Below are 17,740 nucleotides of genomic sequence, written 5' to 3' on the forward strand. Positions count from 1 at the left end.
ACTAGACTGGGTGGATCATGAGCGACAGCACCGCATCGACCACCGATCCCGCCTCGACCCCCGGCACCTCGATCACCGGTTCCTCGCGCGTCAAGCGCGGCCTCGCCGAGATGCTCAAGGGCGGCGTCATCATGGACGTCATCGACGCAGAGCAGGCGCGCATCGCCGAGGACGCCGGCGCGACGGCGGTCATGGCGCTCGAGCGTGTCCCCGCCGACATCCGGGCCCAGGGCGGCGTCGCCCGCATGTCCGACCCGTCGATGATCGAGGACATCATCGCCGCCGTGTCGATCCCCGTCATGGCGAAGGCACGCATCGGCCACTTCGTCGAGGCCCAGGTGCTGCAGGAGCTCGGAGTCGACTACATCGACGAGTCCGAGGTCCTCTCGCCGGCGGACTACGTCAACCACATCGACAAGTGGGACTTCACCACGCCCTTCGTGTGCGGCGCGACGAACCTCGGTGAGGCCCTCCGTCGCATCACCGAGGGTGCGGCGATGATCCGCTCCAAGGGCGAGGCCGGCACGGGCGACGTCTCCGAGGCGACGCGGCACATCCGCACGATCTCGAAGGAGATCGCCGCGCTCCGCAACCTCAAGGACGACGAGCTCTACGTCGCCGCCAAGGAGCTGCAGGCTCCGTACGACGTCGTCAAGGAGGTCGCCCGGACGGGTGCGCTGCCCGTCGTGCTGTTCACCGCGGGCGGCGTGGCCACCCCGGCGGACGCGGCGATGATGATGCAGCTCGGCGCGGACGGCGTGTTCGTCGGCTCGGGCATCTTCAAGTCCGGCGACCCGGCGAAGCGCGCCGCGGCGATCGTGAAGGCCGTCACGTTCCACGACGACCCGAAGGTCATCGCCGAGGTCTCCCGCGGTCTGGGCGAGGCGATGGTCGGCATCAACGTGGCCGACGTCCCCGCGCCGCACCGCCTCGCCGAGCGTGGCTGGTAGCCCCGTCGTCGGGAGCGTCCGGCCCCGGATCGGGGTCCTCGCACTCCAGGGCGACTTCCGGGAGCACATCGCGTCGCTGACGGCGCTCGGTGCCGAGGTCGTGCCGCTCCGTCGCCCGGAGGAACTCGCGAGCCTCCAGGGCGTCGTGATCCCGGGGGGCGAGTCCAGCGTGATGGACAAACTGGCGCGGTCGTTCGGTCTCGCCGAGCCGTTGTCCCAGGCCATCCACGAGGGCCTGCCGACGTACGGCACCTGCGCCGGGATGATCATGCTGTCGTCGCGCATCCAGGACGGCATCGACGGGCAGCAGACGCTCGACGTGCTCGACACGACGGTCCGCCGCAACGCGTTCGGCAACCAGAACGACTCGTTCGAGATCGACATCCCGATGCCGGACCTCGGCGAGGCCCCGGTGCACGCCGTGTTCATCCGTGCCCCGGTGGTCGAGGACCACGGTCCCGACGTGCAGGTCATCGGCGCCCTGCCCGACGGCCGACCGATCGCGGTGCAGCAGGGCAACGTCATCGCCTCGGCGTTCCACCCCGAGGTCAGCGGCGAGGACCGCTTCCACCGCCGCTTCCTCCAGCTCGTCGCCGACGCCTGACCCGGTCGGCGCGCGACAGCGGGGAGGCGCGGCTCCACCCGTCCCGTCCCTCCCGGCCTGTACGATGACCGGGATCACCAGAACCGATCGAGGAGAACCGTGTCCGGGCATTCCAAGTGGGCAACGACCAAGCACAAGAAGGCGGTCATCGACCAGCGCCGTGCGAAGTCCTTCGCGAAGCTCATCAAGAACATCGAGGTCGCCGCCAAGATGGGCGGTGCGGACCTCTCGGGCAACCCGACGCTGGTCGACGCCGTGCAGAAGGCGAAGAAGACCTCCGTCCCGAACGACAACATCGACCGCGCGATCAAGCGCGGCGCCGGCCTCACCGGTGAGTCGATCGACTACCAGACGATCATGTACGAGGGCTACGGCCCGAACGGCGTCGCGATGCTGATCGAGTGCCTCACGGAGAACAAGAACCGCGCCGCGGCCGAGGTCCGGACCGCGATGACGCGCAACGGCGGCACCATGGCCGACCCGGGCAGCGTGGCCTACAACTTCGCGCGCAAGGGCGTCATCTCGGTCACCAAGACCGACGGCCTCACCGAGGACGACGTCCTCGGTGCCGTGCTCGACGCCGGTGTCGAGGAGGTCACCGACCAGGGTGGCGGGTTCGAGATCATCACCGAGGCCTCGGACCTCGTCGCCGCGCGGACGGCCCTGCAGGACGCCGGGATCGACTACGACGCCGCCGACGCCGAGTTCGTCCCCGGGCTCCGGATCGACGTCGACGCCGAGACGGCCCGCAAGGTGTTCAAGCTCATCGACGCCCTCGAGGACAGCGACGACGTGCAGAACGTCTACGCGAACTTCGCGATCCCGGCCGAGGTGCAGGCCGAGCTCGACGAGGACGAGGACTAGTCCCGTGACCGGGTCCGACCGGCCCCGTCCGTGATCCGCGTCCTCGGCGTCGACCCGGGCCTGACCCGGTGTGGCGTCGGCGTCGTCGAGGTCGCGGCCGACCGTCGGGCCCGTCTCGTGCACGTCACCGTGGTCCGCACACCGTCGGACATGGCGCTCGAGCAGCGGTTGGTCCGCATCGCCGCGGGCGTCGGTGCCGCGATGGACGAGTTCCGGCCCGATGCCGTGGCCGTCGAGCGAGTCTTCGCCCAGGCGAACGTGCGCACGGTCATGGGCACCGCCCAGGCGGCAGGACTCGCACTCCACGCAGCGGCGTCGCGGTCGATCCCCGTCACGTTGCACACCCCCTCCGAGGTCAAGGCGGCGATCAGCGGCTACGGCAACGCCGACAAGAAGCAGGTGGCGACGATGGTGGCGCGGGTGCTCGGACTGGCCGAGGCCCCGAAGCCCGCCGACGCATCGGACGCGCTCGCACTCGCGATCTGCCACGCCTGGAGGGTCGGCGCACCGACCGAGGCCGGTGCGCGGGCCGTCACGCTCACGCCGGCCCAGCGGGCGTGGCGAGAGGCCGAGCGGTCGGTGGTGTCTCGTAGGCTCGGAGGATGATCGCGAGTCTCCGAGGTACCTGCATCGACACGGCGGGCTCCCGCATGGTGGTCGAGGTCGGTGGCGTCGGGTACGGCGTGACCGTGACCCCGCAGCACGCGTTGGCCGTCCGACACGGGGCCGAGGTCTTCCTGTGGACCGTGCTCGTCGTCCGCGAGGACGACATGTCGCTGTACGGGTTCGAGACCGCCGAGGCGCTGCAGGTGTTCGACCTGCTCCGCGGCGTCTCCGGCGTCGGGCCGAAGTCCGCGATGGGGGTGCTCGCGACGATGACGCCCGCACAGGTGGCGCGCGCGGTCACCGACGACGACGACACGGCCTTCCGCAAGGTGAGCGGCATCGGCCCGAAGACGGCCAAGCTCATCACGGTGGCCCTCGCCGGCAAGCTCACCGCCGTACACCAGGCCACCCCGTCGCCCGCGGCTCCGCACCCCGCATCGGAGGACGTCGTCATCGCCCTGGTCGGTCTCGGTTGGCGCGAGGACGCTGCGCGCACCGCCGTCGACGAGACGATCGCGAACGAGCCCGGTGTCGCAGCGATGGGCACGCAGGCGTTGCTCCGTGCCGCGCTCGGCACGCTCCGGCCGTCGGGTGCGGCGCGATGAGCGGGATCACGTCCTCCGCACCCGAGTCCGAGGCCGAGCTCGCCTTCGAGGGAGCCATGCGGCCGCGGTCCCTGGCGGAGTTCGTCGGCCAGCGCAAGGTGCGCGGGCAGCTCGAGCTCCTGCTCACGGCCGCGGCGATGCAGGAGCGCACGCCGGACCACATCCTGCTGGCCGGGCCTCCCGGGCTCGGCAAGACGACGCTCGCGATGATCGTCGCGCACGAGTCGGGGCGACCGTTGCGGATGTCGAGCGGGCCGGCGATCCAGCACGCCGGCGATCTCGCCGCCGTCCTGTCCTCACTCGTGCCGGGCGAGGTCCTGTTCATCGACGAGATCCACCGCATGGCGCGCTCCGCCGAGGAGATGCTCTACCTCGCGATGGAGGACTTCCGCATCGACATCATGGTCGGCAAGGGCGCGGGCGCGACGAGCATCCCGCTCGACCTCGCCCCGTTCACCCTCGTCGGGGCGACCACGCGGGCCGGGCTGCTGCCGAACCCGCTCCGCGATCGCTTCGGGTTCACGGCCCACCTCGAGTTCTACGAACAGGACGAGCTCGAGCAGGTCCTTGTCCGCGCCGCGGGGCTGCTCGACCTCGCCATCGACCGGTCCGCCCTCCGCGAGATCGCCGGACGGTCCCGGGGGACACCCCGCATCGCGAACCGCTTGCTACGTCGCGTCCGCGACTACGCCCTCGTGCACGCGCCCGTCAGCGGCATCGACGCCGTCCGTGGCGCACTCGACCTGTACGACGTCGACGAGCTCGGTCTCGACCGCCTCGACCGCGCGGTCGTCGAGACCATGCTCACGCGGTTCGACGGCGGTCCGGTCGGTCTCAACACGCTCGCCGTGTCGGTGGGCGAAGAGAGCGAGACCATCGAGTCGGTCGTCGAACCGTTCCTCGTGCGCGTCGGGCTCGTCACCCGGACACCCCGGGGCCGGATCGCGACGCCGACGGCGTGGCGGCACTTCGGGCTCACACCCGGCGGCGCCGCCCAGCAGGGCTCCGCTCCCACGGCACAGCCAGAACTGTTCGAGCGCGACTGACGCTCCGAGCGGCGACGCGGGGCGGGACGATGCTCCCAGCGCGGTGCCCTAGACTACCCCCGCCCGATTCGAGCACCCCCCGGAAGGCCCATCCCATGCAGTCTAGTCCGACCACCATCGTCATGCTGGTCCTCGCGTTGGGGCTCGTGTTCCTCATGTTCCGCAACAGCCGGAAGCGGAAGCAGCAGCAGGAGACGATGACCACCAAGATGGTCCCGGGCGCGCGCGTCATGCTGTCGTTCGGGCTCTACGGCACCATCGTGTCCGTGAACGACGAGAAGGTCACGGCCGACGTCGAGATCGCGCCCGGCACGATCGTCACCGTCCACCGCCAGACCCTGTCGCGGGTCGTCGACGACAACGGCGACGACGCCGCCACCGCGGTCGTGGGCACCACGGCCACGGGCGACGAGGAACCCCGGCCGGTGATCGCCCCGGTCGAGACCACGGGCGAGCCGGAGTTCGGCGAACGTCTCGGCAGCGACACCACCGGCGTGGTCGACCCGGACGCCAAGCGCGACGACCGCTGACCCCGACCCACCGCCCGGCCGACCCCGATCGGCCCGCCCGAGGGCGACTCCTCCGCACCCGGTAGCCGATCGGCTGCGCGGTCCGTACAGAAAGCAGAGACGCACAGGTGGCACGAACGACACCGGTCAAGAAGGCGCTTCGCTCGCTCACCTGGTTGGTCATCATCATCGCCGCGCTCTCGGCGCTCAACGGGACGGCGACCATCCTGGCCAACAGCGCGAAGACCTCCGGATGGTGGGACTCGGCGAGCTGGGTGCCGGAACTGGCGCTCGACCTCCAGGGCGGCACGCAGATCACGCTCGCCGCGAAGCAAACGGGTGGCAACGACGTCAACGCGCAGCAGCTGCAGCAGGCGGTCGAGATCATCCGTGAGCGCATCGACGCCTCGGGAGTGTCCGAGTCCGAGATCAACACGCAGGGCTCGAACAACATCGTCGTGTCGATCCCCGGCCGGCCCGACAAGCAGACCATCCAGCGGATCGAGGCAGCCGCGAAGCTGACCTTCCGCCCCGTCCTGTACACGACCGCGGCGACGAACACCTCGGTCGGCGGCAAGGGCAAGAACGGTACGGCCTCACCGACGCCGTACAGCCCGCCCGCGTCGCTCGAGGCCACGCCCACGGCGAAGCCGACGAACGCGAGCGACCCGAACTGGGTGAGCGCGCGCCTCCAGGACCTGTACGAGAACTACGACTGCAACGCGCCGGACGACGTCACCTCCGCCCCCGACTCGAAGCCGCTCGTCACGTGTGACCAGGACGGCGCCAGCAAGTACATCCTCGGCCCGGTCGAGGTCGTGGGCGCCGACATCAGCAACGCGACGTCCGGCATCGCCACGAACTCGCAGGGCGTGTCCACCGGCGAGTGGGCCGTCAACCTCAGTTTCAACGGCCAGGGCACCAAGGACTTCCGCGCGGTCACCTCGCGCCTCGTCTCGCTCACGGCGCCGCGGAACCAGTTCGCCATCGTCCTCGACGGCACGGTGATCACCGCGCCCGCCACGAACAGCGCGATCACCAACGGCAAGGCGCAGATCACGGGGTCGTTCACCGCGGACTCCGCCAAGACGCTCGCCGACCAGCTCAAGTTCGGTGCCCTGCCGATCAACTTCACCGTGCAGAGCAACGAGGTCATCTCGGCGACCCTCGGTTCGGCGCAGCTCATCGGCGGTCTGATCGCCGGTCTCATCGGTCTGCTCCTCGTCGTCATCTACTCCGTGGTGCAGTACCGGGCGCTCGCGTTCGTGACCGTCCTGTCGCTCGCGGTGTCCGCCGCGATCACCTACCTCGTCATCGCGATCATGTCGTGGCGCATCGACTACCGGTTGTCCCTGGCCGGCGTGGCAGGCCTCATCGTCGCGATCGGCATCACGGCCGACTCGTTCATCGTCTACTTCGAACGCATCCGCGATGAACTCCGCGAGGGCCGCGCGCTCGAGAGCGCGGTCGAGGCGGGGTGGCGCCGCGCCTTCCGCACGATCCTGGCGTCCGACTCGGTCAACTTCCTCGCGGCCGTGACCCTCTACATCCTCGCGGTGAGCGACGTGAAGGGCTTCGCGCTGACCCTGCTGCTCACGACGATCATCGACATCATCGTCGTGACGCTGTTCACCCACCCGATGCTCCGGCTCATCGCACGCACCCGGTTCTTCAACGAGGGACACCGCTTCAGCGGGCTCGACCCGACCGCACTCGGTGCGGTGTACCGGGGCCGCGCGCAGTTCCGTGCCCCCGTCGTGGACGGCAAGCGCCAGCGGAGCGCACGTGAGGCCGCGCGACGACAGACGATCGCCGAACGCAAGGCGCAGGGCACGACGACGACCACGGACTCCGAACGCCCTGAGACCGACGGGAAGGACTCCTGATGGCCAGCTTCAGCCAGTTCGGCAGCGACCTCTACACCGGCAAGCGCTCCTACGACATCGTCGGGCGCCGACGCCTCTGGTACACGATCGCCATCGCCGCGATCGTCATCTCCGTCGTCGTGCCGTGGCTCCGCGGTGGCTACCACCTCGGCATCGAGTTCACCGGCGGGTCGGAGTTCACCATCTCCGACGTGTCCACCCTCGATCAGGACCCGGCCACCGCTGCGGTCGAGCGAGTCGTCCCGGACGTCGTCCCGCGGGTGTCCCAGCTCGGCCGTGACTCGATCCGGGTCCAGACCTCGCAGCTGACGACCGCGCAGAACGACGACGTCGCTGCCGCGCTCGCCAAGGCGTACGACGTGTCGGACACCAAGGTCGCGTCGTCCTACATCGGTGCGACCTGGGGTGCGGACGTCCTCGACCAGGCCATCCGCGGTCTCGTGATCTTCCTGATCCTCGCTGCCGCGTTCATGACCATCTACTTCCGCACCTGGAAGATGTCGCTCTCGGCCATGGCGGCGCTGCTCCACGACCTGCTCATCACGGCCGGGGTGTACGGCATCGTCGGCTTCGAGGTCACGCCCGCCGCGGTCATCGGGTTCCTGACGATCCTCGGGTACTCCCTGTACGACACGGTCGTGGTGTTCGACAAGGTCCGCGAGAACACCGCCCAGGACGCCGAGGGCTCGCGGCGCACCTTCGCGCAGTCGGTGAACCTCGCGGTGAACCAGACGCTCGTCCGCTCGATCAACACCTCGGTGGTCGCGTTGCTGCCCGTCGCGGCGATCCTCTTCATCGGGTCGTACGTCCTCGGCGCCGGGACCCTGCGGGACATCTCGCTCGCGCTGTTCATCGGCATCATCGTGGGCACCTACTCGACGATCTTCATCGCGTCGCCGCTCTACGCACACCTGCGGATCGGCGAGGAGAAGATCCGCAAGTCGGACCAGAAGAAGCTGCAGGCCGCGGCACGACAGCCGGCCTGACCACCGAGAGGCGACCGCATGCAGGAGATCGACGTCCACGAGGCCATGCGCCGCGTCGAGGGCGGAGCGCGACTCATCGACGTCCGCGAGCAGGACGAATGGGACGCGGGCCACGCTCCGGTCGCGCGCCTGCTGCCGATGTCGGCCCTGCAGGAGCGGTGGACCGAGATCGCCGCCGACGATGAACCGGCACTGATCATCTGCCACTCCGGCCACCGGTCGGGGATGGTCGCCGACGCGCTCGAGCGGTCGGGTGTGCCGGCCGTGAGCGTGGCCGGTGGCATGGTCGCGTGGGCGCAGGCCGGGGGAGCGGTCACGACGGCCGCTGACGACGCGAGCGGGCACCACGACGCCGTGGGCGAACCGGGTTCGGACGCCTGAGTCCGCGCGCGTAGTGTTGAACGCACAGCACCCGGCGTTGCCTGCACCACGAGTGTCGGGCAGTCCGCGTGCGGACGACCGCGACCGCGGCCGAGGGACATCAGTGGGACGACGCTCCGAGCGACGTGCCGGGGCCGGAGGCGACGCATGACCGACACACGGGAATCCGCGGCGGCCGAGGGCGCCGCAGCGCGACCCGATCCGGCGACGATGCCGTCGAGCGCCCCGACCGGTGCCAACACGACCGGTTCGATCGGGTCGTTGCGCTCCCTGCTCCCGCGACTGTTCTCGCGCGCCCAACCGGCCGGGGCCGTCGACACCCTCATCCGGACGGTCCGCGCGCACCACCCGAAGGCGGACGTGACGCTCATCGAGCGCGCCTACTCCGTGGCCGAACGCGCCCACGACGGACAGCGCCGGAAGTCAGGCGAGCCGTACATCACCCATCCGGTGGCGGTCGCGCAGATCCTGGCCGACCTCGGCATCGGGTCCATCACGATCGCGGCGGCGCTGCTCCACGACACCGTCGAGGACACCGAGTACACACTCGACGAACTCCGCGACGACTTCGGTGACGAGATCGCGATGCTCGTCGACGGCGTCACCAAGCTCGACAAGCTCAAGTACGGCGACAGCGCGCAAGCCGAGACGGTCCGCAAGATGGTCGTCGCGATGTCGAAGGACATCCGCGTCCTCGTCATCAAGCTCGCCGACCGGTTGCACAACGCGCGGACATGGGGCTTCGTCGAGTCCGCCTCCGCGACCAGGAAGGCCAAGGAGACGCTCGAGATCTACGCGCCCCTGGCGCACCGTCTCGGCATCCAGATGATCAAGCTCGAGCTCGAGGACCTGTCGTTCGCGGTCCTCCATCCGAAGCTGTACGTCGAGATCGACAGCCTCGTCAAGGAGCGCACCCCGAAGCGCGAACAGTTCGTGCAGAACGTCATCGGCCTGGTCAAGAAGGACCTCAAGGCCGCGCGCATCCGCGGCGACGTGATGGGCCGCCCGAAGCAGTACTACTCGATCTACCAGAAGATGATCGTGCGAGGGCGGGAGTTCGACGAGATCTACGACCTCGTCGGCATCCGGGTCCTCGTGCCGACGGTCCGCGATTGCTACGCCGTGCTCGGGTCGGTCCACGCGCGGTGGACCCCGCTCCCGGGACGCTTCAAGGACTACATCGCGACCCCGAAGTTCAACCTGTACCAGTCGCTGCACACGACCGTCATCGGCCCGCAGGGTCGCCCGGTCGAGATCCAGATCCGCACGCACGAGATGCACCTCCGTGCCGAGTTCGGGGTCGCGGCCCACTGGAAGTACAAGCAGCGGATGAACGGCCGCGACGTCGACACGACGAGCCACTCCGACGCCGACATGGCATGGCTCGCGCACATCTCGGACTGGCAGGCGGAGACGAGCGACCCGACCGAGTTCCTCGACTCGCTGCGGTACGAGATCGGTGCGAAGGAGACCTACGTCTTCACGCCGCAGGGCAAGGTGATCGGGCTGCCCGCCGGAGCCACGCCCGTGGACTTCGCGTACGCGGTGCACACCGAGATCGGCCACCGCACGATGGGTGCGAAGGTGAACGGTCGGCTCGTGCCGCTCGAGAGCGAGCTGTCGAGCGGCGACGTCGTCGAGATCTTCACCTCGAAGAACCCCGACTCCGGCCCGAGCCAGGACTGGCTCGCCTTCGTCCGGAGTCCTCGGGCCCGCAACAAGATCAAGCAGTGGTTCACCAAGGAACGCCGCGAGGAAGCGATCGAGCAGGGCCGCGACGCCATCGCCCGTGCGATGCGCAAGCAGAACCTCCCGCTCCAGCGACTCATGAGCCAGGACACCGTCGCCGAGGTCGCGTCGAACATGCGGTACGAGGACGTCTCGGCGCTGTACGCCGCCATCGGCGAGGGACACGTCTCGACACAGTCGGTGATCGAGAAGATCCTCGCGAGCGTCCAGACCGAGACCGAGACCGACGAACCCGAGCTGACGTTCCCCGCCCGGGTGTCGAGTCGGGTGCTCCGGAACAGCGACAGTGGCGTGCTCGTGCGCGGCGCACCGGACATCCTCGTGAAGCTCGCGAAGTGCTGCACCCCGGTGCCGGGGGACCAGATCGTCGGGTTCATCACGCGCGGACAGGGCGTGTCGGTGCACCAGGCGACATGCTCGAACGTGCAGTCGCTCATGCAGGAGCCCGACCGGATGATCGAGGTCGAGTGGGCCCCGTCGTCGAAGAGCGTGTTCCTCGTGCAGATCCAGATCGAGGCTCTCGACCGCGCTGGCCTCCTCAGCGACGTCACCCGGGTGCTCTCGGAACACCACGTCAACATCCTGTCGGCGACCGTGTCGACCTCGTCCGAGCGGTTGGCACTGTCCCGGTTCGTGTTCGAGATGGGTGACACGACCCACCTCGACCGCGTGTTGAACGCGGTACGCCGCATCGACGCCGTGTACGACGTCTACCGGGTCAGCGCGGGCTGAGCCGGCCGGGGGCGGTCATCGCAGGGCCTCCTCGAGCCGGCCGACCGCCTGTCGCGAGTGTGGCGCGGACCGCGTCGCCGCCAGCGCGGTCCGGATCGCGTCCGGATGCACGAGCGCGGTCAACCGTCGCACCGCCTCGGCGTCGTCCCGCTCCCACCGCTCACCGACGCGCAGGAGGTCGACGGCCGTCCGGAGGGGGGCGGTGACACGTGCCGGACCGACGACGACGACGTCGGACCGAGTGAGCCGGGTCTCGCGCACGCGAAGCCGCGGCCGGGAGGCCCGAGCGCGCGTCCCGGGGCCGGCGCAGGCCTGCAGCACGGCGGGGGCGCGTGACCGAGCACCCCAGATCCACGCGGCCGTGAGCCGCTCGGCGACGATGCGCGAGTCGGACACGGACCACGCGAACGCACTCGCCCGCGTCAGGGCGTCGTCGGGGAGCGCGACGGACGCGAAGCAGGCGTCGACCTCGTAGAGCTCGCCGTCCAGCCGCGCGGCGCAGAGCTCCGCGAGGGCGAGGTCGTCAGGGGTGTGGATGCGGCGCACCGGACGAGTCTGGCGCGGCCGTCGGTCCGACGTCGTCGGTGCATCCCGCCCTGTGGACGAGTCGCCCGACCGGGCGATCTGGGGCCGCTCAGTACGAGCTGGTGTCGTCCCCGAGGCCGGACGCCGCACCGGTACGAGCCCGATGGGTGTACTCGTCCATGATCCGCGCCGATGCGCTCGTGCCGATGCGGTCCGCCCCGGCGGCGACCATGGCGATGACGGCGTCGAGACCGCGCACCCCGCCGGACGCCTTCACTCCGACGTCCGGTCCGACCGTCGCCCGCATGAGCCGGATGTGGTCCTCGGTCGCGCCGCCGCCCGCGAAGCCCGTCGACGTCTTGACGAACGAGGCTCCCGCCCGGACGGCCGCGTGGCAGGCGGCGACGATCTCCTCGTCGGTCAGGAACGCGGTCTCGAGGATCACCTTGACGGGGACGTCGCCCGCGACCTCCACCACCGCGCGGACATCGGCCTCGACCGCGGCCCAGTCGCCGCTCTTCGCCGCGCCGATCTGCTGCACCATGTCGAGCTCGAAAGCGCCATCGGCGATCGCCTGACGGGCCTCCGCGGTCTTGGTGCTCGTGGTCGTCGTGCCGTGCGGGAACCCGATGACGGTGCCGACTCCCACGCCGGTACCGGTGAGGCGCTCGACGGCGTGTCGGACGTCACTGGGACGGACGCACACGCTGAGGACCCGGTGGGTCGCCGCCTCGTCGAGTTGGGTGTCGACGGCGGCGCGGTCGAGTTCGGGCTTGAGGATCGCGTGATCGATGAGACGACGGACGTCGTCGGCGGACGCGGGGAACAGTGCGGATTCCACAGCATCCGAGCGTACCGTCCCGGACATGCGTCTCCTCGTCACCGGAGCCACCGGGTACATCGGCGGCCGCCTCGTCCCGCGCCTGCTCGAGGCGGGCCACGACGTCCGTGTCCTCGCCCGGACCCCGCGCAAGCTCGACGACGTGCCGTGGCGAGATCGCGTCGAGGTGGTGCAGGGCGACCTCACCGACGCCGACGCGGTCGCTCGCGCCGTCGACGGCATGGAGGCCGTGTACTACCTCGCGCACAGCATGGGGACGCGCGGCGACTTCGAGGAGACCGAGCGCCGTGCCGCCCGCACGATGGCCTCGGCCGCACGCGCCGCCGGTGTCCGACGGTTCGTCTACCTCGGCGGGCTGCACCCGGACGGTGCGACGAGCAAGCACCTCCGCAGCCGGGCCGAGGTCGGGCAGGTCCTCCTCGACTCGGGCGTCCCCACCGTCGCCCTGCAGGCGGGGGTCGTCATCGGGTCCGGCAGCACCTCGTTCGAGATGATCCGGCACCTCACCGACGTGCTGCCATGGATGCCGGCACCGCGGTGGGTCCGGAACCGCATCCAGCCGATCGCCGTCCGCGACGTCCTGTACTACCTCGTCCGGGCGATCGAGCTACCGGCGGACGTCAACCGGACCTTCGACATCGGCGGCCCCGACGTCCTCCGCTACGGACAGATGCTCAACGCGTACGCGGTCGAGGCGGGCCTGCCCCAGCGACCGATCTCGACCCTCCCGGTCCTGACGCCCGAGCTGGCGGCCCACTGGTTCAACCTGGTGACGCCGATCCCGCGTGCCCTCGCCAAGCCGATCATCGAGTCCTTGCAGTACGAGTGCGTGCAGCGGGAACACGACATCGACGCGTTCATCCCGCATCCCGACGGCGGCCTGACCCCGTACCGGACGGCCGTCCGACTCGCGTTGCAGAAGACGCGCGAGGGCGAGGTCGAGACGAGCTGGCGCAACGCGAGCATGGACGGCGCGCCGAGCGACCCGCTGCCGAGCGATCCGGAGTGGGCCGGCCACGTCGTGGACGTCGACGACCGAACGCGCCGGACGACGGCCTCGGCTGAGGACGTCTGGCGTGTCATCGAGTCGATCGGTGGCGACAACGGCTGGTACTCGCTGCCCCTCGCCTGGGCCCTGCGCGGGTGGATGGACCGCATCGCCGGTGGCGTCGGTCTGAGCCGCGGCCGACGGAACCCGGATCGACTCGAGACCGGGGACGTCCTGGACTGGTGGCGGGTCGAGGAGCTCGACCGGGGCCGTTACCTCCGGTTGCGAGCGGAGTTCAAGGCCCCGGGCCGCGCCTGGCTGGAGCTGTCCGTGCGGCCAACCGAGGACGGCTCCGAGTACCACCAGCGGGCGATCTGGTTCCCGCAGGGACTCGCCGGACGCCTCTACTGGTGGTCGATCCTCCCGTTCCACGGGATCATCTTCCCCGGCATGGTCGAGCGCATCACGGCGCGTGCGGAACGCGGCGGCGGACGCCAGGACCTCCCACACGAGGCGCCGCTCGGCACACCACACCGCGAGACCGCCGCGAGCGAACGATCGGCGGCCGGATGAGGTCCCCGGCTCGCACCGGAAGCCCGCCCACGGCAGAATGGACCACGACGTCGAGGAGGCAGTCATGACCGACGAGCAGACCGGAATCGAACAAGGCGGCGCGGACGAAGCCCACGAGGCTCCCGCGGGGGAAGCAGCAGCGGACTCGTCCGCCACCCAGGCCCCACGCCAGCGGCCGTCGTCCTCGGACCACGACGGCGAACTCGTGCTGTTCGTGGGCGACAGCCTGACGGCGGGCGGCGACTGGCAGTCGTGGCTGCCGGGGGAGCGGGTGCGGAACCTCGGGGTGAACGGGGACACCACCGACGGCGTGCTCGCGCGCCTCGACGAGGTCGTCGCGGCACAGCCCGACGTCATCGTGCTGCTCATCGGCACGAACGACTTCGGCAACCACCGGGCGACCGCGGAGCACGTCGTGCGCAACGTCGAGTCCATCCTGGTGGACCTGCGCCGGGACCTGCCGGGCGTCCGGCTGCTGCTCGTGTCGATCCTGCCCCGCGCGGCGTCGTTCACACCCCGGATCGAGGAGGCGAACCGGCACCTCCGGCAGTTCGTCGCGACCTGCCGCGCGCAGTTCCTCGACCTGTGGCCGGCACTCGCCGAGGGCGACCGGATCGACCCCCGGTTCACCGAGGACGACCTGCACCTCAACGAGGACGGCTACCGCGCCGTGGTGGGCGAGCTCCTCCCCGCGCTCGAGCGGCTCCGGGACCTGCCGCCCATGTCGCGTCCGATCAACCTGGCGGACCTCCGCGACCTCCAGCGCTGATGCCGTCCGGCTCCCGCCGACAGGCGGAACCGGACTTCACACGTCCCGCTCTCGCGCCCGGCCTCCTGGCCGCGGTGGGCCTCCTGGCCTGCATCGCGCTCGTCGGCTCGTCCGGCTTCGTGTTCGTGCGTGTCGGCGTGACGTTCCTGGCGCTGGTCGTCATCGTGTTCGCGATCCGGGCGCGAGCGTGGGTCGCCGCCGCCGTCACGCTGGCGATCGCCGTGTGCTGGAACCCCGTCGTGACGGTGCCGATCCCCGGCCAGCTGTGGGCGGCCCTCCAGATCGTCGCGGCCGCGGCGTTCGTCGCGGTGGGCATCGTCGTGAAGGTGCCCGACGACCGCACCTGACGGACGGTCACGCGCGCGCTCACGCCGCCGAGCGACCGCACTGACGCCGCCACCGTGGACCGATAGGATTCGGATGGCGGGCACCGTGCCCGACCGCATCGAGAAGGGCGTGGATGGCCGACGAGACCGCACCGGAGACCGAGAGTCCGCTGCTGAACCCTCATCCGTCCTCCGGCGGACTCGAACGATCCGACGTCGTGGTCCGGAAGGGCCGGCTGACGCTCCTCAACGGGCACCTCACCCCGCAGCAGTCGATGATCGAGGACCTGCTCTTCATCGACGACGCGCTCACGGCCGCCGACGTCGACCACATGCTCATCCGCGGCAACGACACCCGGCCCGTCCTCGCGCTCGACGAGCGTGACCGACAGCGCGCCGAGAGCACGCTCATGGACGCCTGCGTGAACGAGCCGTTCTACGCGAAGCCACCTGGGGAGCGCGCGGTCCTGATCGCCGACGACGGTCTCGGGCAGTCCGGGAGGGACGTGCTGCGGCTGTTCCGTCCCCGTCTGGAGCCGATCGGTCGCCTCCGCTACGGCGCGGACACCGCGGTCCAGGTCGAGTTCTGGCGCGTCACCGACACCGAGGTCCTCGCGCCCGTCGAGAACGCGATGATGCGCCGCAGTCTGCCGCTCGACGAGTTCGTCCGGACCGAGGTGGAGCGCTACGGCCGCACGTGGCAGACGATCGAGCACATGTTCGACGACCACGTCAGCGACATCACGTTCCCCATCGACATCGTCTTCTCGTGGGTCGACGGCAACGCGATCGAGTACCAGCGCGCCCGGCAAGCACAGCAGGCCGGCGCCGTCCTGGGCGAGGGCGACGACGCCCCGGCCCGCTTCCGGCAGATCGACGAGCTCAAGTACGCACTCCGGTCGGTGCACACGTTCGCGCCCTGGATCCGCACGATCTACATCGCGACCGATTCCCCCGCCCCGGCTTGGCTCGCCGATCACCCACGGGTGCGGATCGTCCGGAGCGAGGAGTTCTTCGCCGATCCGTCGGTCCTGCCGACGCACAACTCGCAGGCCGTCGAGTCACAGCTCCACCACATCCCCGGCTTGAGCGAACACTTCATCTACTCGAACGACGACATGTTCTTCGGCCGCTGGGTCGACCCGTCGATGTTCTTCTCGCCCGGCTCGATCACGAAGTTCATCCTCGCCACCACCCGGATCGGCCTGGGGACGAACAACGCCCAGCGCAGCGGCTTCGAGAACTCGGCACGGGTGAACCGGCAGCTCCTCCAGCAGCGGTTCGGCGCGATCACCACGCGGCACCTCGAACACGCCGCCACCCCGCTCCGCAAGAGCGTCATGTCCGAGATGGAGCACGAGTTCGCCGACGAGTTCGCGCGCACCGCAGCGTCACGGTTCCGCGCCGCCGACAACATCTCCGTGACGAACTCGCTGTACCACTACTACGCACTCATGACCGGGCGCGCCATCGTCCAGGAGAACGCGGTGGTGCAGTACGTCGACACGACCATGGTGTCCGGCCTCACGGCGCTCGACGAGCTGCTCCGGCGGCGCAACGTCGACTTCTTCTGCCTCAACGACGGGAGCTTCCCGGAGGTCTCCGACGACGAGCGCACCGCGCGGGTGACGGACTTCCTCGAGAAGTACTTCCCGTTCCCGGCCCCGTGGGAGCGGCCCACCGATGGGATCGCTCCCGCCGGAGCCGCTACCGCCGGCTGACGGGGGAGGCCGGCACCACCTCGTCGCGGAACACCGGGATGCTCGAGGTGACCGGCTGCGGTTCGACCGCGGCCGGGATGACCACGCCTGCCGCAGCGAGCCGTTCGGCAACCTGTACCGGCGCGACGCGCTCGCCCACGGTCGCGTAGTGCCCGATCGGAACGACCGAGTGGACCACGGTCGATCCGTACACGTGCACGAGGTTGAACGACTGCGCACCGTCGCGCCCGCGGGTGCCACCGCCCTCGGTGACCAGGTCCTGCGTGTAGCAGGTCGCGCTGGCGACCGAGACGGGGATCCCGGCGAACTGCGACGTCGTCGAGTAGTGCAAGTGGCCACCGATGATCGAGATGATGTCGGAGCCCTCCACCACCTCGGCGAGTGCCTGCTGGTCGCGCAGTTCGACGAGGACCGTCAGGTCCTGGACACTCGGCACGGGCGGGTGGTGGAGCGCGAGGATGGTGCCGTGCGGCGCCGCCACGCTGAGTTCCTCGGCGAGCCAGTCGAGCTGCGCGGAGGTCAGTTCCCCGTAGTGGTGGCCAGGGACACTCGTGTCGAGCGTGATCACCCGGAGCCCGTTGACGTCGTACACGAAGTCCACGGGCCGGTCGGTGGGCTGCAGACCGAACAGCTCACGCCGGAACGCGCCACGCTCGTCGTGGTTGCCCATCGCCCAGATGAGCTGGGCACCGAGTCGTTCCGACGCCGGTTCGAGGATGCGGCGGACCCGTGCGTACGCTCCTGGCTCACCGCGGTCCGCGACGTCGCCCGTGACGACGATGGCCTCGGGGTGCGAACCCGACGCCTCGATCTCGTCGACGATCTGCTGCAACCGCGCAGCCGAGTCGACGTCTCCGTACAGCTCGCCGTCGGCGGCGATGAGGTGGGTGTCGGAGAGGTGGAGCAGGAAGTGGTTCGGCCTGGGGTGTTCGGCCGTCCGGATGTCCATGGAGCTCGCAATCAATCACTCGTCGAGGAACAGCGCGGCCAACGTTGTCACAGCCACGTACACCAGTCCAGCACCCGCGCGTGAACGTGCCCTGAACTGGGTGGGCGTGTCCGATCGTCCCCAGGTGAAC

At 70.0% G+C, this 17,740-nt stretch carries 18 protein-coding genes; 15 read left to right on the top strand and 3 right to left on the bottom strand.

Features of this window, described 5'->3' with window-relative positions; genetic code table 11:
• The first annotated feature begins 17 nt into the window (after positions 1–17).
• The 11 genes from pdxS (at position 18) to DEI82_RS03830 (ending at position 10,918) form a co-directional block, all read left to right on the top strand.
• The gene (pdxS, locus tag DEI82_RS03780; RefSeq protein ID WP_111009027.1) at positions 18–950 is read left to right on the top strand and encodes a pyridoxal 5'-phosphate synthase lyase subunit PdxS; all 933 of its coding nucleotides are present in this window, start codon (positions 18–20) and stop codon (positions 948–950) included.
• The gene (gene pdxT, locus DEI82_RS03785; protein ID WP_111035859.1) at positions 940–1,554 is read left to right on the top strand and encodes a pyridoxal 5'-phosphate synthase glutaminase subunit PdxT; all 615 of its coding nucleotides are present in this window, start codon (positions 940–942) and stop codon (positions 1,552–1,554) included. The genes pdxS and pdxT overlap by 11 nt, the downstream gene beginning before the upstream one ends.
• 99 nt (positions 1,555–1,653) lie before the next feature.
• Entirely contained in the window at positions 1,654–2,418 is a 765-nt protein-coding gene (locus tag DEI82_RS03790; RefSeq protein ID WP_111013333.1) for a YebC/PmpR family DNA-binding transcriptional regulator, read from the top strand.
• Positions 2,419–2,448: 30 nt separating this feature from the next.
• Positions 2,449–3,024 carry a crossover junction endodeoxyribonuclease RuvC gene (gene ruvC / locus DEI82_RS03795; RefSeq protein ID WP_111009030.1) on the top strand — a complete coding sequence of 192 codons (576 nt, stop codon included), beginning with the start codon at positions 2,449–2,451 and terminating at the stop codon, positions 3,022–3,024.
• Positions 3,021–3,629: a Holliday junction branch migration protein RuvA gene (gene ruvA / locus DEI82_RS03800; RefSeq protein ID WP_111009031.1), complete on the top strand. Its 609-nt coding sequence runs from the start codon at positions 3,021–3,023 to the stop codon at positions 3,627–3,629. The genes ruvC and ruvA overlap by 4 nt, the downstream gene beginning before the upstream one ends.
• Positions 3,626–4,675 (top strand): Holliday junction branch migration DNA helicase RuvB, encoded by a 1,050-nt coding sequence (gene ruvB, locus DEI82_RS03805; protein WP_111009032.1) that lies wholly within the window; start codon positions 3,626–3,628, stop codon positions 4,673–4,675. Before ruvA ends, ruvB begins: the two co-directional genes overlap by 4 nt.
• 95 nt (positions 4,676–4,770) lie before the next feature.
• Positions 4,771–5,205: a preprotein translocase subunit YajC gene (yajC, locus tag DEI82_RS03810; protein ID WP_111025594.1), complete on the top strand. Its 435-nt coding sequence runs from the start codon at positions 4,771–4,773 to the stop codon at positions 5,203–5,205.
• A 107-nt stretch (positions 5,206–5,312) separates the two neighbouring features.
• Positions 5,313–7,070, top strand: a complete 1,758-nt coding sequence (secD, locus tag DEI82_RS03815; protein ID WP_111009034.1) for a protein translocase subunit SecD — start codon at positions 5,313–5,315, stop codon at positions 7,068–7,070.
• Positions 7,070–8,056 carry a protein translocase subunit SecF gene (gene secF, locus DEI82_RS03820; protein WP_111013331.1) on the top strand — a complete coding sequence of 329 codons (987 nt, stop codon included), beginning with the start codon at positions 7,070–7,072 and terminating at the stop codon, positions 8,054–8,056. Before secD ends, secF begins: the two co-directional genes overlap by 1 nt.
• A gap of 18 nt (positions 8,057–8,074) precedes the next feature.
• The gene (locus DEI82_RS03825; protein WP_111009036.1) at positions 8,075–8,437 is read left to right on the top strand and encodes a rhodanese-like domain-containing protein; all 363 of its coding nucleotides are present in this window, start codon (positions 8,075–8,077) and stop codon (positions 8,435–8,437) included.
• 210 nt (positions 8,438–8,647) lie between these two features.
• On the top strand, positions 8,648–10,918 hold the full coding sequence (locus tag DEI82_RS03830; RefSeq protein ID WP_111035952.1) for a bifunctional (p)ppGpp synthetase/guanosine-3',5'-bis(diphosphate) 3'-pyrophosphohydrolase: 2,271 nt from the start codon (positions 8,648–8,650) through the stop codon (positions 10,916–10,918).
• A gap of 15 nt (positions 10,919–10,933) precedes the next feature.
• On the opposite strand, the gene DEI82_RS03835 is transcribed toward DEI82_RS03830, so the two are convergent.
• The gene (locus DEI82_RS03835; protein ID WP_111009037.1) at positions 10,934–11,464 is read right to left on the bottom strand and encodes a hypothetical protein; all 531 of its coding nucleotides are present in this window, start codon (positions 11,462–11,464) and stop codon (positions 10,934–10,936) included.
• A gap of 88 nt (positions 11,465–11,552) precedes the next feature.
• Positions 11,553–12,284, bottom strand: a complete 732-nt coding sequence (gene deoC / locus DEI82_RS03840; protein ID WP_258371947.1) for a deoxyribose-phosphate aldolase — start codon at positions 12,282–12,284, stop codon at positions 11,553–11,555.
• 25 nt (positions 12,285–12,309) lie between these two features.
• On the opposite strand from deoC, the gene DEI82_RS03845 reads away from it, so the two are divergent.
• From DEI82_RS03845 to DEI82_RS03860, 4 genes are all read left to right on the top strand, one after another.
• On the top strand, positions 12,310–13,845 hold the full coding sequence (locus tag DEI82_RS03845) for an SDR family oxidoreductase (protein WP_111009039.1): 1,536 nt from the start codon (positions 12,310–12,312) through the stop codon (positions 13,843–13,845).
• 64 nt (positions 13,846–13,909) lie between these two features.
• Positions 13,910–14,614 carry a GDSL-type esterase/lipase family protein gene (locus DEI82_RS03850; protein WP_111025706.1) on the top strand — a complete coding sequence of 235 codons (705 nt, stop codon included), beginning with the start codon at positions 13,910–13,912 and terminating at the stop codon, positions 14,612–14,614.
• Complete coding sequence (locus DEI82_RS03855; RefSeq protein ID WP_111035861.1) at positions 14,614–14,961, top strand: DUF6804 family protein; 348 nt, start codon at positions 14,614–14,616, stop codon at positions 14,959–14,961. Before DEI82_RS03850 ends, DEI82_RS03855 begins: the two co-directional genes overlap by 1 nt.
• Positions 14,962–15,074: 113 nt before the next feature.
• Positions 15,075–16,661, top strand: a complete 1,587-nt coding sequence (locus DEI82_RS03860) for a stealth conserved region 3 domain-containing protein (protein ID WP_111035862.1) — start codon at positions 15,075–15,077, stop codon at positions 16,659–16,661.
• Here the strand turns inward: DEI82_RS03860 and DEI82_RS03865 are convergent.
• Positions 16,648–17,610 (bottom strand): phosphodiesterase, encoded by a 963-nt coding sequence (locus tag DEI82_RS03865; protein ID WP_111009042.1) that lies wholly within the window; start codon positions 17,608–17,610, stop codon positions 16,648–16,650. The genes DEI82_RS03860 and DEI82_RS03865 overlap by 14 nt on opposite strands.
• Between the last annotated feature and the right edge of the window lie 130 nt (positions 17,611–17,740).

Origin of the sequence: Curtobacterium sp. MCBD17_019 (assembly GCF_003234555.1) — a bacterium.
Classification (GTDB): domain Bacteria; phylum Actinomycetota; class Actinomycetes; order Actinomycetales; family Microbacteriaceae; genus Curtobacterium.